The sequence below is a fragment of the Frigoribacterium sp. RIT-PI-h genome (assembly GCF_001297205.1).
In the GTDB taxonomy this organism is placed as follows: Bacteria; Actinomycetota; Actinomycetes; order Actinomycetales; family Microbacteriaceae; genus Frigoribacterium.
Map to the genome: position 1 here is coordinate 20972 of NZ_LHOZ01000076.1, position 13091 is coordinate 34062.

Annotated in this window: 11 protein-coding genes; 4 read left to right on the top strand and 7 right to left on the bottom strand. The window is 69.6% G+C overall.

The features are described from left to right. Positions 1–15 precede the first annotated feature (15 nt). From AEQ27_RS10470 to AEQ27_RS10490, 5 genes are all read right to left on the bottom strand, one after another. Positions 16–1134 carry an acyltransferase gene (locus tag AEQ27_RS10470; protein WP_152970310.1) on the bottom strand — a complete coding sequence of 373 codons (1119 nt, stop codon included), beginning with the start codon at positions 1132–1134 and terminating at the stop codon, positions 16–18. A 35-nt stretch (positions 1135–1169) separates the two neighbouring features. Next, entirely contained in the window at positions 1170–1964 is a 795-nt protein-coding gene (locus AEQ27_RS10475; protein WP_054146604.1) for a polyprenol monophosphomannose synthase, read from the bottom strand. A 75-nt stretch (positions 1965–2039) separates the two neighbouring features. Continuing rightward, positions 2040–3410 (bottom strand): hypothetical protein, encoded by a 1371-nt coding sequence (locus AEQ27_RS10480; RefSeq protein WP_054146605.1) that lies wholly within the window; start codon positions 3408–3410, stop codon positions 2040–2042. Beyond that, positions 3410–3853 (bottom strand): GtrA family protein, encoded by a 444-nt coding sequence (locus AEQ27_RS10485; RefSeq protein WP_054146606.1) that lies wholly within the window; start codon positions 3851–3853, stop codon positions 3410–3412. The genes AEQ27_RS10480 and AEQ27_RS10485 overlap by 1 nt, the downstream gene beginning before the upstream one ends. Then, positions 3841–5478 (bottom strand): DUF2142 domain-containing protein, encoded by a 1638-nt coding sequence (locus tag AEQ27_RS10490; RefSeq protein ID WP_054146607.1) that lies wholly within the window; start codon positions 5476–5478, stop codon positions 3841–3843. The genes AEQ27_RS10485 and AEQ27_RS10490 overlap by 13 nt, the downstream gene beginning before the upstream one ends. A 163-nt stretch (positions 5479–5641) precedes the next feature. Here AEQ27_RS10490 and AEQ27_RS10495 point away from each other — a divergent pair, with 163 nt between their 5' ends. Genes AEQ27_RS10495 through AEQ27_RS10505 form a run of 3 tightly spaced genes read left to right on the top strand, consistent with a single transcriptional unit; the run spans position 5642 to position 7772 of the window. Then, entirely contained in the window at positions 5642–6379 is a 738-nt protein-coding gene (locus AEQ27_RS10495; RefSeq protein WP_054146608.1) for a glycosyltransferase family 2 protein, read from the top strand. Next, positions 6376–6753: a DUF2304 domain-containing protein gene (locus tag AEQ27_RS10500; RefSeq protein ID WP_054146609.1), complete on the top strand. Its 378-nt coding sequence runs from the start codon at positions 6376–6378 to the stop codon at positions 6751–6753. The genes AEQ27_RS10495 and AEQ27_RS10500 overlap by 4 nt, the downstream gene beginning before the upstream one ends. Then, positions 6750–7772, top strand: a complete 1023-nt coding sequence (locus AEQ27_RS10505; RefSeq protein ID WP_054146610.1) for a glycosyltransferase family 2 protein — start codon at positions 6750–6752, stop codon at positions 7770–7772. The genes AEQ27_RS10500 and AEQ27_RS10505 overlap by 4 nt, the downstream gene beginning before the upstream one ends. A gap of 3 nt (positions 7773–7775) precedes the next feature. Here AEQ27_RS10505 and AEQ27_RS10510 read toward each other — a convergent pair whose 3' ends face one another. After that, positions 7776–9074, bottom strand: coding sequence for a lipopolysaccharide biosynthesis protein (locus AEQ27_RS10510; protein ID WP_054146611.1), 1299 nt, complete (start codon positions 9072–9074; stop codon positions 7776–7778). A gap of 105 nt (positions 9075–9179) precedes the next feature. Here AEQ27_RS10510 and AEQ27_RS10515 point away from each other — a divergent pair, with 105 nt between their 5' ends. Continuing rightward, on the top strand, positions 9180–10772 hold the full coding sequence (locus AEQ27_RS10515) for a DUF2142 domain-containing protein (protein ID WP_054146612.1): 1593 nt from the start codon (positions 9180–9182) through the stop codon (positions 10770–10772). Positions 10773–10864: 92 nt separating this feature from the next. Here the strand turns inward: AEQ27_RS10515 and AEQ27_RS10520 are convergent, their stop codons facing one another. Next, positions 10865–12874 carry a hypothetical protein gene (locus AEQ27_RS10520; RefSeq protein ID WP_152970311.1) on the bottom strand — a complete coding sequence of 670 codons (2010 nt, stop codon included), beginning with the start codon at positions 12872–12874 and terminating at the stop codon, positions 10865–10867. Between the last annotated feature and the right edge of the window lie 217 nt (positions 12875–13091).

The following is a 13091-nucleotide window of genomic DNA, read 5'->3' on the forward strand; positions in this document are numbered from 1 at the left end:
TGGTGGGTCGCCGCGTCAGCCCGTCGGGCCCCGACCGGCGTCGACGTCGCTGCCGACGAGGACCCTCGGCACAGCGGCCCGCCGACCGCGACGAGCCGGGAAGCGCTTCTCGAAGCGCGTCTTGACCCGCAGGGCCGGGGCCTCGACGAGGTGCCAGGAGAGGGCGGCCAGGACGAGTGTCACCACGACCACGGCCACGGCATTCGCGGCGATGCCGCGGACGCCCAGCGTCGCGACGACGACCTGCTGCACGGGGAACGCGTAGATGTATAGGCCGTAGGAGAAGTCGCCGTAGCGGGACGCCCTCCGGAGCACCGGCGTCGACGCGAGCCCCAGGGCGAGGGTCGAGTACGGCAGGACCGCCCAGAGGACGTAGGTGCCGAGACCCGCGTCGACGGCCGAGACGATCGTGACGGCGAACAGACCGAGGAGGGCCACGTCGAGTCGGAAGGCGTGCCGCTCGAGCAGGAGGGCGCACAGCATGCCGCCGGCGAAGAAGATCCAGGGCTCTCCGACGGACGAGGACGTGAAGAAACCGAGGACGTCCACGTCCGGCCAGACCCTGAGGTGCAGGGCGATGCTGATCAGGGCGAACAGCCCGACGGCCGGGACGTGCAACCTCCGCGGGAGGAGGAGGACGAGGGGCACGACGAGGTAACAGGCGAACTCGACCGGGAGCGTCCACAACGAGCCGTTGAGGACGTAGGGGTACGGGAGGTCGACGAAGACGCCCGGCAGACCGAAGACCGGTTGCAGGAGGGCGTTCTTGAGGTAGAGCCAGGTGCTCGGGTCGGACAGGTAGTCGCCCGTCGGCAGCGTCGTGAAGACCGTGCCCACGACGAAGGCGGTCAGGATCACGGCGACGATCAGGGCGGGGAAGATGCGCAGGGCCCTCGCGGCGAAGTAACTGCGCCAGTCGGGGCGACGCCGCCAGCTCTTGGTGATCAGGTAACCGCTGATGATGAAGAAGACGTGCACGCCGAGGGCGTGCAGCGGCTGTCCGAAGATCGTCGGAGGCGCCATCGGTTTGGCGAGGACGACGTACGAGTGCCCGAGGACGACGAGCAGTGCTCCGCCGAGCCGGAGGGCGTCGAGGTTGTTGTCGCGCCGTCGCAGTTCTTCCCCCGTGGACATCACCCCAGCGTAGGGGGCCGCGGAACGGCCCCCGGTCACGACTGGCGGTCCTCGACCACCCACCGAGGCCCCGGACGGCGACCGAGGAGCGTCTGCAGGCGACGCTGCACGCCCCACTTCGTGACCCTGAGCATGGCCTCGACCACGATCGCTCGACTCATCTTCGATTCGCCGAGCTCACGCTCGCGGAACTCGATCGGCACCTCGACGACGCGGCCGCCGCCGTCGAGGACCCGCAGGGTCATGTCGACTTGGAAGCAGTACCCCTTGGAGTCGATGCCGGTGAGGTCCATCGACTCGAGGGCCGCGCGCGTGTAAGCACGGAAGCCCGCGGTCACGTCCTTGAGACGAAGACCGAGCGCGAGGCGCGCGTACAGGTTGCCGCCTCGGCTCAGGATCTGTCGCGAGAGGGGCCAGTTGACGACGGAGCCACCCGGGACCCAGCGCGAGCCGATGGCGAGACTGGGTGCGGCCGGCCCACCCGCGCCGACCAGGGAGATCATCTCGGGCAGTTTCTCGGGCGGGTGCGAACCGTCGGCGTCCATCTCGATGACGACGCCGTAGCCCCGCGCGAGTGCCCACCCGAAGCCCGCCACGTAAGCCGAGCCGAGACCGAGCTTGCCCTGGCGGTGCGTCACGTGGATGCGGTCGTCGGCCACGGCCATCGTCTCGGCGAGGTCTCCCGTGCCGTCGGGACTGCCGTCGTCGACCACGAGCACGTGGATCTCAGGGGTCGCGGCGAAGAGCCGACCCAGGATGATCGGGAGGTTCTCGACCTCGTCGTAGGTGGGGAGGACGACGAGGGCGCCGGCGCCGGAGTGGTGACTCATTCTTGCCTTTCTGGTGACAACGCGTTCAGCCTAGACGGCACGGACGCCGTTCTCGGGACGACCGTGACGATGCGGCTACCGATCGAAGCCGTCGCCGTCGAGGTCGGAACAGGCGACGTCGACGCCCCACCCGGCGGGCGCCGAGGCGACGCGCACGACCCCCTCGGGGTCCGCCTCACAGGCCACCCTCGCCGTGGCCACCGAGGCGGCCCAGTCGGGTCCGGAGATGCGAGTGTACGAATACGGCGCGAACTGTCGGGTCAGAGCCACGACCAAGACCATCACCAGGAGCACCGCTCCCCCTCGGGAGACGAGGGACCTCGACGCCGCGAGTCGGTCGATGCCCAACGCGAGCAGTGCGATGAGGAACATCGACGGCACCAGGGCATAGCGGACGTAGCCCATGTCGCGGGTGAGACCCAAGCCATGACCCACGAAGTCGATCGTCACGGTCGGGTTCGCGTAGACATCCGTCACCCAGACCGCCAGGACGCCGTACCCGAGCACGGCGATCAGGAGGTTCCGGGAGCTTCGCCGCCGCACTAGCCCGGCACCCAGGGCGATGACGAACGGAGCCGTGGCGGCGAGGGCCACCGCTACCCCGTGCGGCCCGGTCAGGAGGTCGGCGGCGCGTCCCGGTGAGACCCAGGAACCCATCACGGGCTCCGCGACGAAGCCGATGGCCACGTTCACGACTTCGGGGAGTGGGGCGTCCCCGCGGACGCGTGGACTCGCCACGACCGAGGCGAGTTGGGCGACGCACGCCAGGACGAGGGCGACGGCTCCCGACCGGGTCACGCGCCGGACCAGCACGAGGAGCACCAACGGCAGGAAGATGACCGACTGCACCTCGCTCAGCACGACGACGACGATGACGATCACCTGGACGACGTGCCCGGTGGTCCGACGCGGCCTCCAGACGACGGCGAAGGGCAGCAGGTAGAGCAGGAACCAGTGCAGGTTGGCCGCGTTGCCCAGGGCTTCGAGGGCAGCCATCGGCGCCAGCACGGGCACGAGTGCGAGGGCGGCCCGCATGACCCTGCTCGTGACGAAGGACGCGCTGAAGAGGAAGACCAAGGCGGCAGCGAGACCGACGACGACCAGGCTCGCGACCGTCGTGCCGAGCGCGAACTGGTCCTCGTCGGTCGACACGGCCACGACGAGGTCCACGACGATCCGCGGCACGAGGTGGAGGTACCCGTCGTAGGGCAGGAGGAGCGTGGCGAAGGGCCCCCGGTCCAAGCGCTGGACGAGGAAGAGCCCGGCGTCCTCGGCCCATGCCGTCCGCCTGACGAGAGGCGTCAACCTGCTCCACCCGAGCGCCACGGTGACGACGACGAGGCACGCCGCGACGATCCGGTCGAGCCACGCCGAGCGCGACGAGACGTCTCGCCCCTCGTCACCGCCCCGAGCCGACCCAGGGGACGCGAGGAGGGACACCGTCATCAGTACAGCTCGCCTGGTGCCGAGGAGCCGGTCGCCGCCGCATCGGCGGCCTCCGCGTGGCGGAAGATCCAGAAGCGGTAGATGAAGTAGTTCCAGGTCGTGATGATGGCCGTCGAGCCGAACTTGCCGATCACGTAGCTGATGCCTGCCGACTCGACGCCGTGGATGATGAGCGTCGTCATGACCCAGTTGAAGGTGACGAGCACCCCGTACTTCCAGAGGCTGTGCCACGTGACCTTGTTCCGGCGGAACGTGAGGAATCGCTGGAGCGTGTAGCTGGCCGTCAACCCGGCGACGAGGGACACCGCTGTCGCGAGGGGAAGCGGTGCCCGGAACACGTCCCGGAGGACGATCAACGACCCCAGGTCGATGACGAACGCGGTGCCGCCCACCGCCCCGTAGAGCAGGACCGACATGACGTTCTGACGACTCAGGAGCGCCATGCGGGCACCTCGTCACCGGACTCGAGCCGCCCGTCCTCGGGCTCCCCCGGGGGAACGCCCGGGTCGAGGGAGACGGCTGGGGGGACGACGAGATACGCCGACAGGCTGACGACGACGACGACTGCGACGACCGACACGGCCCACGGCCCGACCCCCAGCAAGGGCGGGTGCCAGACGGGTGCCGAGAACATCTCCGCCCAGGACGTCCAGAGACCGACGCTGTAACGCTTCAACGCGGTCAGGGCGGATGCCGCTTGCACGAAGGCCGTCGCCGCGAGCAGGAAGAGGACGACGCGGCGGCCTTCGGACGCAGGGAGCCGATCGAAACGACCGCTGGCGGCCACGGCGGCCACGAGGACCAACACGACGACGGCCGGGAGGCTGTACCGCCCCTGCCAGATGTACCCGGACTCCGTGACGCTCGAGGCCTGGACGGCGGCGGGGATGACGACGGCCGAGGCCAAGGCCACCCAGACGGCGGCACCGGCGCGCGTTCGCCCACCGAAGAGCAGGGCGGAGACCACGAGCAGACCGAGCAGCCCGGAATAGACGAAGGCCACGTACCCGGGCGCCGGTGTGTCGAGCCACCCGAAGTTGCCTGCCGCCTGGGCGACGTAGTCGGTCGAGGTCTCGACCATGCGGACGAACCCCTGGGCCGTGGAAGTACCGGCTCCCGAGTAGACGCCCACGGCGTTCAGCGAGCCCGAGCGGAGGGTCCAGACGACCGCGAGGGCGGTCGAGACCGCCACGGCGACGACGCTTGCCAGGTACGGAGGAGTGAGGACACGACGCAGGAAGGCGGGGACGCCGACCCATACGGCGACGACGAGCACCGCCAGCCCGAGCCACACCGGGGACAACCCCCGCGCTTGCACCAAGAGGCCGCCCGACAGAGCCAACGAACCGGCGACGAGCCAGCGTCCCGGCCCGGCGGGAACCGGCGTCGTCGTGGCCAGCAGGAGCGTCGAGAAGAACGCGGCCGTCGTCGAGATCTCGAGTGCGTTCGGGTTCACCGAACCCATCAGGAAATAGGTCATCGGGGTGGAGACCGCGAAGACCGCCAGGACCGGCAGGGTCGGGCGGGGAAGGCGCGAGAGCGCCGTCACGGCAGACGCGAGGAAGAAGGCGCAGAGGGCCGCACTCACGAACCGCATGAGGAAGAGGGACCCCTTGCCCATTTCGAGCAACGACGGCCAACCGACCAGCACGTAGTACACGGGGTTGTACAACCCGGCGGACGTCGTGGAGTCGACCAGGTCACGGTCGCTGCCGAAAGGGGGCAAGCAGTCGGCTGTCGTACTGGGGTCGTACGCCATGCACATCACGTTGCCCGTGTCCGCGACGTTCTCGGGGACCTGCACGACCTTGTCCTGCGGTCGGGGGCCCGGCTCACCGATCAGCTGCCCACGCACGGTCGACGCGGCCTTGATGTAGTGCGCCGGCTCGTCGGGGCTGGCCCCGATCGGCGTCGTGACCGCCCACAGGGACGACAGCGCCAGGAACGCCAGGAACGAGACGACGAAGACGGCGACGGGACGGGTGCCGAGTCGTCCGGCGAGTCGCGCCAGACCTCGTTCAGGACCGTCGCCCTGTCGCGGCCGACGCACCGGAGGCGTGATGTTCATCTATCTCCCCAACAGACGGTGGTTCGGGCCTGCGGGACGTAGCCGCCGCTCGGACTCGACGGGGGCTTCGCCCCGGGCCTCGGGAATCCTATCGGACCCGTCGCCCATCCAGGCCGTACCGGCCACACCCCGCTGCGGTCGGCGCGCTGTTACGATCCTTGCCATGGATCATCTGGCGCAGACGCTCATCGTCATGCCCGCCTTCAACGAAGAGGTCGCCGTCGCCGGCGTCGTGACCGAGGTCTTCGAGAAGCTTCCCGGCGTCTCCGTCCTCGTCGTCAACGACGGTTCGAACGACGCGACGGTCGAGCGTGCCCGGTCCGCCGGGGCCACGGTCCTCGACCTGCCCTTCAACCTCGGCGTGGGCGGTGCCATGCGTGCAGGCTTCAAGTACGCGCTCGCGAACGGCTTCCGGTACGTGGTCCAGGTCGATTCCGACGGACAGCACGATCCCGCCGGCGTCCCCGCCCTCCTCGAGGCCCTCCAGACCGTCGACGTGTCCATCGGGGCCCGCTTCGCCGGCGAGGGCGACTACAAGGCGTCGGGCCCGCGACGCTGGGCCATGCTCGTCCTCGCGTCGACGGTCAGCCGCATCGCGCGCACCCGACTGACGGACACGACCTCGGGGTTCCGCGGGGCCGGGCCCCGCGCCGTCGCGATCTTCGCCCAGCACTACCCCGCCGAGTACCTCGGCGACACGGTCGAGTCCTTGGTGCTCGCGGCGAGGGCCGGGTGCACCATCACCCAGGTTCCCGTGTCGATGCGCGTCCGCGCAGGCGGGACGCCGTCCCACGATCCCGTCAAGGCGGCGGTGTACCTCGGCCGGGCCTGCCTCGCTCTCGTCATCGCCCTCTGGCGTCCCCCGCTCGCCCTCAGCTCGGAAGCAAGTCCGTCCGCATGAACGTCACCACCTACGTCTTCGGGATCGTCTCGGCGTTCCTCGTCCTCGTCGTCGTCTTCGACCTGCTCCGCCGCCGCCGGGTGCGCGAGCGTCACGCCCTCTGGTGGATCGTCGCCGGCGTCGTGGCCCTCGTGGTGGCAGTGTTCCCGGGCCTGCTCACGGGAACGGCGTCCCTCCTCGGCGTCACCGTGCCGACCAACCTCGGTTTCTTCCTGAGCACCATCGTCCTGTTCCTCGTCTCGGTCCAGCACAGCGCGGAGCTCACGGTGCTCGAAGAGAAGTCACGGACCCTCGCCGAGCACTCGGCATTGCAGGACGAACGCATCTCCCGCCTCGAGTCGTCGGCGTTCCAGCGCACGGACGACTCCCGGTGAGCCCCGCCCCCCGGGTCACCATCGTCACACTCGCCTACGGCGACGAACCCTGGCTCCACGAGTCGGTGTCGGCGACCCCCGCCTCGACGGGCGCCGACGTCGCCCTCGTCCTCGTGGACAACGGATGCACCTCCGATGCCGTCGCGTCGTTGCCTGACGACCCGCGCCTCCTGGTCGTCACACCGACCGAGAACCTCGGGTTCGCCGGCGGGGTCAACTACGGCGCGAGACACGCCCGAGGAGACTTCCTGGGCCTGGTCAACTCCGACGCCGTCGTCGCACCCGATGCGGTCGCCGCCCTCGTCCGTGTCGCCAGTCGGCCCGAGGTCGGCATCGCGAGCGGCAGCATCCGGCTGGGCGGCCGCGAGGACCGCATGAACTCGGCCGGAAACCCCGTGCACGTCGTCGGGCTGAGCTGGGCCGGCGGACTCGAGGAGCCTGCCGACCTCCACAGCGTCGAGGTCCCCGTCGCGTCGGCCTCGGGCGCGGGGCTCGTGCTGCGAACGTCGTTGTGGCAGAGCCTCGAGGGATTCGCCGACGAATACTTCGCCTATCACGAAGACGTCGACCTGAGCTGGCGGACCTGGCAGGCCGGGTTCGAGGTCGTCTTCGTCCCCGATGCCGTCGTCGTCCACCACTACGAGTTCAGCCGCAACTCCCTGAAGATGTACCTGCTCGAGAAGAACCGGCAGGTGTTCGTCCGCACCGCCTACGGTCGACGCCTCCGCATCGCGGCCTGGTTGCCCCTGGCCGCCTTCGACCTCGCCCTCGGGGTGGTGGCGCGTCGCCAGGGATGGGCGACCGAGCGTCGACGGGCGAAGGCATGGGTACGCGACAACGCCGCCTGGATCGCGGCCCGACGTCGCTTCGTCCAAGATGCCCGTCGGGTCTCCGACCATCGGCTCGTTCCCCTCTTGACCTCGCACCTCGACCAGCAGGTGTTCCCCTTGCCCGCCGGTGCTCGGCCGCTCCAGACGGCCATGCGGCTCTACTGGTTCGTGGCGAGACGCCTCGTCTGACCCTCAGGCGTCCGGGGCGGGACCTTCGTCCGAGACCGCGGGCGGTCCGGTGCGGTCGGTTTTCGTCGGGAAGAACGACAACGCGAGCACGGCGACGAGGTTGACGCTGGAGCCGACCAGGAATCCGACGCTGCCTGCCTGCACTCCCCACGTCGCGGCGGCCGCGAACATCGTCCCCACCCCGATCACGAATCCGACCACCGATGACAGGGCGACCTCGCGAGACCGTCCGCCGGCCAGGAGCAGAGCCGCCGGGATCAGGGCCACCGTGAAGACGAAGACCCCGAGCATGAGGAACCTCAGGGGCCCGACGGCGTCCTGCCCCTCGGCCGGGTAGAAGAGCGGCAGGAACCACGGCGCCGCTGCCGCCACCAGACCGAACACCAGAGCGCAGGCGAACGAGAAACCGACGAACAGCACCAGCGGACCGCGACGGCGGAGAGGTGCCCCGGGCTCGTGATGGGCGAATGCCGGGATGACGATCTGCGCCACGGCCTGACCGAGCATCGATGCCGGTGTCGCCAACGTGAACGCCGCGGCGAAGACACCCGCCCCGGTTCCGGGCGAGGCCAGCTGCGCCGCGACCATCGTGAGCTGCAGCAAGCCGTTGGTCGTGATCCCCGTCAGGACGTTCCACAGCCCGAACGAGAGCGCGACCCTGGCCTGACCGGCCTCGGGAGCGTCCGTGTGCTCTGAGCCCCTGGGCCAGCACGCCAGGGCGAAGACCGTGTAGCCCAGCGACAGAGGGACGAGGACGAAGAGCCCCCCACCCGTGACGCAGACGACCACGAGCAGGCCGAGCGAGAGGAATGCGGTGACACCGTCCCAGGCTGCTGCCTTGCCGACGCGGTGGTACCCGAGCTGTGATCCTCGGGCGTAGGTGTAGGCACCGTAGCCCATCACCAACCAGGCGGCCGACAGCGCGGTCGTCGGTGGGTTGCCGAGTGCGAGGGCGACGGGGACCGTCACCGCGCCGAGCACGAGTGACGAGCCCAACATGGTGAGGGCGAGCGTCCGACGGAGGAGGGCGTCGGACAGCCCGGCCCGCAGAGCGACGGCCAGGAACCGCGACGCCGTGTTGCCCGCCGGCGTGGGCCAGAAGAGAGCGGCGAAGATGGACAGGCTCAGAAGCGTGGAGGCGTGACCCAGCGCCTCGGTGCCGAAGGTGCGACCGATGAGGACGGTGTAGATCAACCGGGCGACGCCCTGCACCCCGATGCCGAGGATCGACACGAGGGCCGACGTGGCCACGCTGCGGCCGGACGCGGGGAGCGTCGCCGGGACCGTCTCAGGAGTGCTCATGTCGCACCAGCCTAGGGCGCGGTCGCGAGGCGGACGACGCACGGGTCGGTACGATCGTCGGGGCCGATCCGCATCCGGACGTCGGCCGGCGACGACTGGAGGACCATGACCGACCTGGACACGACGACCGTCCGTGACCGACCCGGGGCGAGGGCCGGAGTCGGTCGCCCCGGCCTCCGTTCGGCCGTGAAGCACTTCGTCTCGGCATTCGTCGTGCTCTGCGCCCTGGGCGGCTCGTGGGCCGTCGCCAGCCCGTTGATGGCCGTCCCGGACGAACCCGCACACACCATCCACGCCGTCGCGGTCGCGCACGGCCAGATCCTCGGCGAGCGGACGGCGGACGGGGGCTGGACCGAGGTCGACGTCCCTGCGTACGTCGCCGAGACCTACGACCTCCGGTGCTACGCCTTCAACGCGGCCGTCTCGGCCGAGTGCCAGACGGCCGTCAGCGACGACGACAGCGCGACGGAGGCCACGACGTCGGCTGGCTCGTACGACCCCCTCTACTACGCGATCGTGGGCCTGCCCTCCCTCGTCTTCGACGGAGAGATCGGTCTCTACGCGATGCGCGCCATGAGCGTCGGCCTGAGTGCGGCGCTCCTGTCCCTGGCGTTCGTCGCCCTCATGCAGCTCCGGGCACGATCGTTCGCCGTCGTCGGCCTCGTCACCGCCGTCACCCCCATGGTGCTGTTCCTCATGGGGGGCATCAATCCCAACGGCATGGAGATCACCGCCGCGGTGATGCTCTTCGCCTGGCTCACGCTCCTGCGTCAACGCATCGACGAGGGCGTCCCGCCTCACCGCGTGGCGTTCGTGGCCGTTGCGGCGGTCGCCGTGGCGAACACCAGGAGCATCGGTTTGCTCTGGTTGCTCGTCATCGTCGTCGCCACCATGATCGACAAAGAGCTCTGGCTCCGACTCGTCCGATCCGTCGCCTTCTGGATCGCCGCCGGTGCCATCGGTCTCGGTGTCGCGTTCAGCGTCCTGTGGACCATCTCGACGCAGAGCCTGAGCGTCACCGTGCCGAACCCCGGGGTCGGAACGAGCTTCCCCGTCGCGTTCAAGGAGATGATGTTCGTCACGTTCGAGAACGTGCAGGGCTATGTCGGCCTGCTCGGGTGGCTCGACACTCCGTTGCCTCCGACCACCGTCGGCATCTGGGGCGCGATCATGCTCGTCCTCGTCGTCGGCGGCCTGGTCGCAGGGCGACGGCGGGAACAGGTGGCGTTGGGCGTGCTCGCGCTGGCCTTCGTCCTGGTCCCGGCCGTCGTCCAGGGCTACGGCGCCAAGGACTACGGCTTCATCTGGCAGGCGCGATACGTGCTGGCACTCGTCGCCCCGTTGATCGTCGCCGGTGGCGTCGCCCTCGATTCGGCCTTCCCCCGGGCCTTCGCGAACCTCAGGGTCCGTGTGCTCGCGATCGTGGCACTCGTGACGATCTCCCTCATGCAGGTGCACGCCGTCCTGTTCAACCTCAAGCGGTACGTCGTGGGGCTGACCGACGGCTGGAGCAAGATGATCGTGGACCCCGAATGGCTGCCCCCGCTGGGTTGGGCGCCCTGGGTGATCGTCGTCGCCGCCACCTGCGCCGTGACCGTGGTGGCGGCCATGCGGGCCGCCCGACCGGCGGCCGAGGACGGCTCCTCGCCCACCGAGCGGCGACGTCCACCGATAGACGAAACCGCGGGTCTCCGCTAGACCCCTCGCGAAGAAGGCCCCCGCACCGTATGGTGCGGGGGCCTTCTTCACGGGCTGGCCACGAACGTCGATTCCTGGTCAGGAGTCCGACGTCACGGCACCGTCACCGTCGAGCACGACAGCGACGGGTTGTAGCCGCCAGCGGTGTCGAGGGCGTAGACACAGACCTTCTGCGGCCCGGACGCCGCCGGGACGACCGTCGAGAAGCCGTGAGCCGCGCCCGCCTCGGGGAACACCCGGGCGATGTCGCTCCTGGCCTGGTCTGCCGTGATGACGGTCGCGACCGACCCGAGGTACACGTGCACGGGGATCGACGTCTTGGGGCTGTCCGGGTCGAAAGTCCACCCGGCGACCTGAACTCCGCCGGCGACCCCTCGGACCACCTCGGCGCTTCCGACGGGAGCCGTGTTCGTGACCGTCACGGTCCGACACGTCATCAGGGTGTGCGACCCCGGACCGCGGTTGATCGCGTAGACGCAGACCTCGTGCGCTCCCGCCTTGGCCGGGATGCTCATGGCGAAACCGTGACCGGCGCCGTAGGCCGGGTAGATGCGACCGATGTCGGACCGGGCCTGATCGGCGGTGAAGGCCTGACCGACACCGTCTACGTAGACGTGGACCGGGATCGCGTCGGCGACGTCACCGTCGAGGGCCCAGCCCGAGAGGCTGATCGCCCCGGCGGACGTGGTGATCCCGTCGACCGCCCCGATGGGCTCGTGCGGAGGCACGGTCACGGTCGAGCAGGGGAAGGCCTTCGTGGCGCCCTTGGCACCCGCGTTGATGCCGTACACGCAGACCGTATGAACGCCCGGGCTCGCCGCGAAGACCTGCGCGAATCCGTGGTTCGGGCCTTGCTGGGGATAGACGCGCCCGATGTCCGACCGGGGCAGGTCGGCGGTGATGGCCTTGCCCACGCCGTCCACGTAGACATGGACCGATATCGGGTTCGGGGTGTCGAAGTCGAAGGCCCAGCCGGCCACCTGCACTCCGCCCGGAGCGGGCCGGACGGCTTCCACGGAGCCGACGGGCGAGGGGTCGAGGACGGTGACCGTCTTGCACCCCAGCATCGCGTTGTTGCCCGACTGGACCCCCAGGGCGTAGAGGCAGACCTGCCACGTGCCGGGAGCCGCGTCGACGGTCGCGGCGAAGCCGTGCGCCGCCCCGAGGGTCGGGTACTGGGCCGCGACGTCGGACCGCGCGAACGTCGTCGGAATGGCCGTGCTGGCCGGCCCGACGTAGACGTGGACGGGGATCGACGCCGAGCTCGCCCGGTCGAGAGCCCAACCGGCCACGGTCACCGTGCCGACGCCACCGCTGGCGTACTCGTATGACCCGATCGGTTGCGCCGGCGCGTTGGTCGAGCCGAACCAATTGTTGAAGTAGACCCAGAAGTTGCGGTTGCCGAAGGCGGAGCAGCCGTCGCCGCCGCCGTTGAGGTTCGAGAGCGCCGCGGCGTTGGGGGTGTACGGCGTGTAGTAGTAGAGGTTCGCCGTCGCCTGATTGCGGATGGTCACGGCTTTCGTGCCACAGGCCGCGTTGGGGTTGTACTGGACGTTCGCGGTGACACCCGGTCGGAACCAGGTGAAGTAGTTGCTCGTCCCGGCGGGGTTGGCGTAGCGCTTGAACTGCCAGGCAGCCTTGTACAGCTGGTTGTAGACACCGGCGAAGGACGGGTCACAGCCGCCGTTGGCGGTGTCGGGGCAGGCGAATCCCATCGCCCGGTCGAGCCTCGCGGCGGAGGGAGCACGGGCCGTCGCCCCCGAGATGAGGCTCTGCTCTTTCTGCAGCGTGACGAGCAGCACCTGGGGGTTGATGCCACAGGCCTGCGACACCTTGACGATGATGCGCGAGACCGGCTCGGCGGCCGCACCCTGGTAGGCGCCGCACATCGCGTCCCCACCCCGCGTCGTCGTCGTCAGCGTCTTGACGTTCAGGCAATTGCCGTTGCTGCAGCTGCCGATCATCGAGTTCAGGAAGTTCTGGACCTGCGCCTCGTTCATCGCGCCCGAGTTGAAGAAGACGGCGTCGGAGATGATGTTGCCCGGGTCGAAATCGGCCCCCGAGAGGGCCGACGAGCGGTCCGGCGTCGTCGCGAGGGACATGCCCGTCATGAGAGTGGCCGCGACGGCGGTCGCGAGCAGGAGTGTCAATATTCGTCGCACGATGGAGGTGCCTCCCTGTAGGCATCGCGATGTCGCACCGCCCAGGACACCACCAAGCGTCAGACCGGTCCGCGCGGCAGTGATCCGAGGCCGCTGCAACGACCATAACGTGAACTTGTCCCCCTGTCAGGGGCTGAAGGGGACGTCCACGCCCCCC

Excerpts from the sequence above, each read along its gene's own strand:
- AEQ27_RS10470 (WP_152970310.1), bottom strand. The coding sequence starts at position 1,134 with ATGTCCACGGGGGAAGAACTGCGACGGCGCGACAACAACCTCGACGCC.
- AEQ27_RS10475 (WP_054146604.1), bottom strand. The coding sequence starts at position 1,964 with ATGAGTCACCACTCCGGCGCCGGCGCCCTCGTCGTCCTCCCCACCTAC.
- AEQ27_RS10480 (WP_054146605.1), bottom strand. The coding sequence starts at position 3,410 with ATGACGGTGTCCCTCCTCGCGTCCCCTGGGTCGGCTCGGGGCGGTGAC.
- AEQ27_RS10485 (WP_054146606.1), bottom strand. The coding sequence starts at position 3,853 with ATGGCGCTCCTGAGTCGTCAGAACGTCATGTCGGTCCTGCTCTACGGG.
- AEQ27_RS10490 (WP_054146607.1), bottom strand. The coding sequence starts at position 5,478 with ATGAACATCACGCCTCCGGTGCGTCGGCCGCGACAGGGCGACGGTCCT.
- AEQ27_RS10495 (WP_054146608.1), top strand. The coding sequence starts at position 5,642 with ATGGATCATCTGGCGCAGACGCTCATCGTCATGCCCGCCTTCAACGAA.
- AEQ27_RS10500 (WP_054146609.1), top strand. The coding sequence starts at position 6,376 with ATGAACGTCACCACCTACGTCTTCGGGATCGTCTCGGCGTTCCTCGTC.
- AEQ27_RS10510 (WP_054146611.1), bottom strand. The coding sequence starts at position 9,074 with ATGAGCACTCCTGAGACGGTCCCGGCGACGCTCCCCGCGTCCGGCCGC.
- AEQ27_RS10515 (WP_054146612.1), top strand. The coding sequence starts at position 9,180 with ATGACCGACCTGGACACGACGACCGTCCGTGACCGACCCGGGGCGAGG.
- AEQ27_RS10520 (WP_152970311.1), bottom strand. The coding sequence starts at position 12,874 with ATGTCCCTCGCGACGACGCCGGACCGCTCGTCGGCCCTCTCGGGGGCC.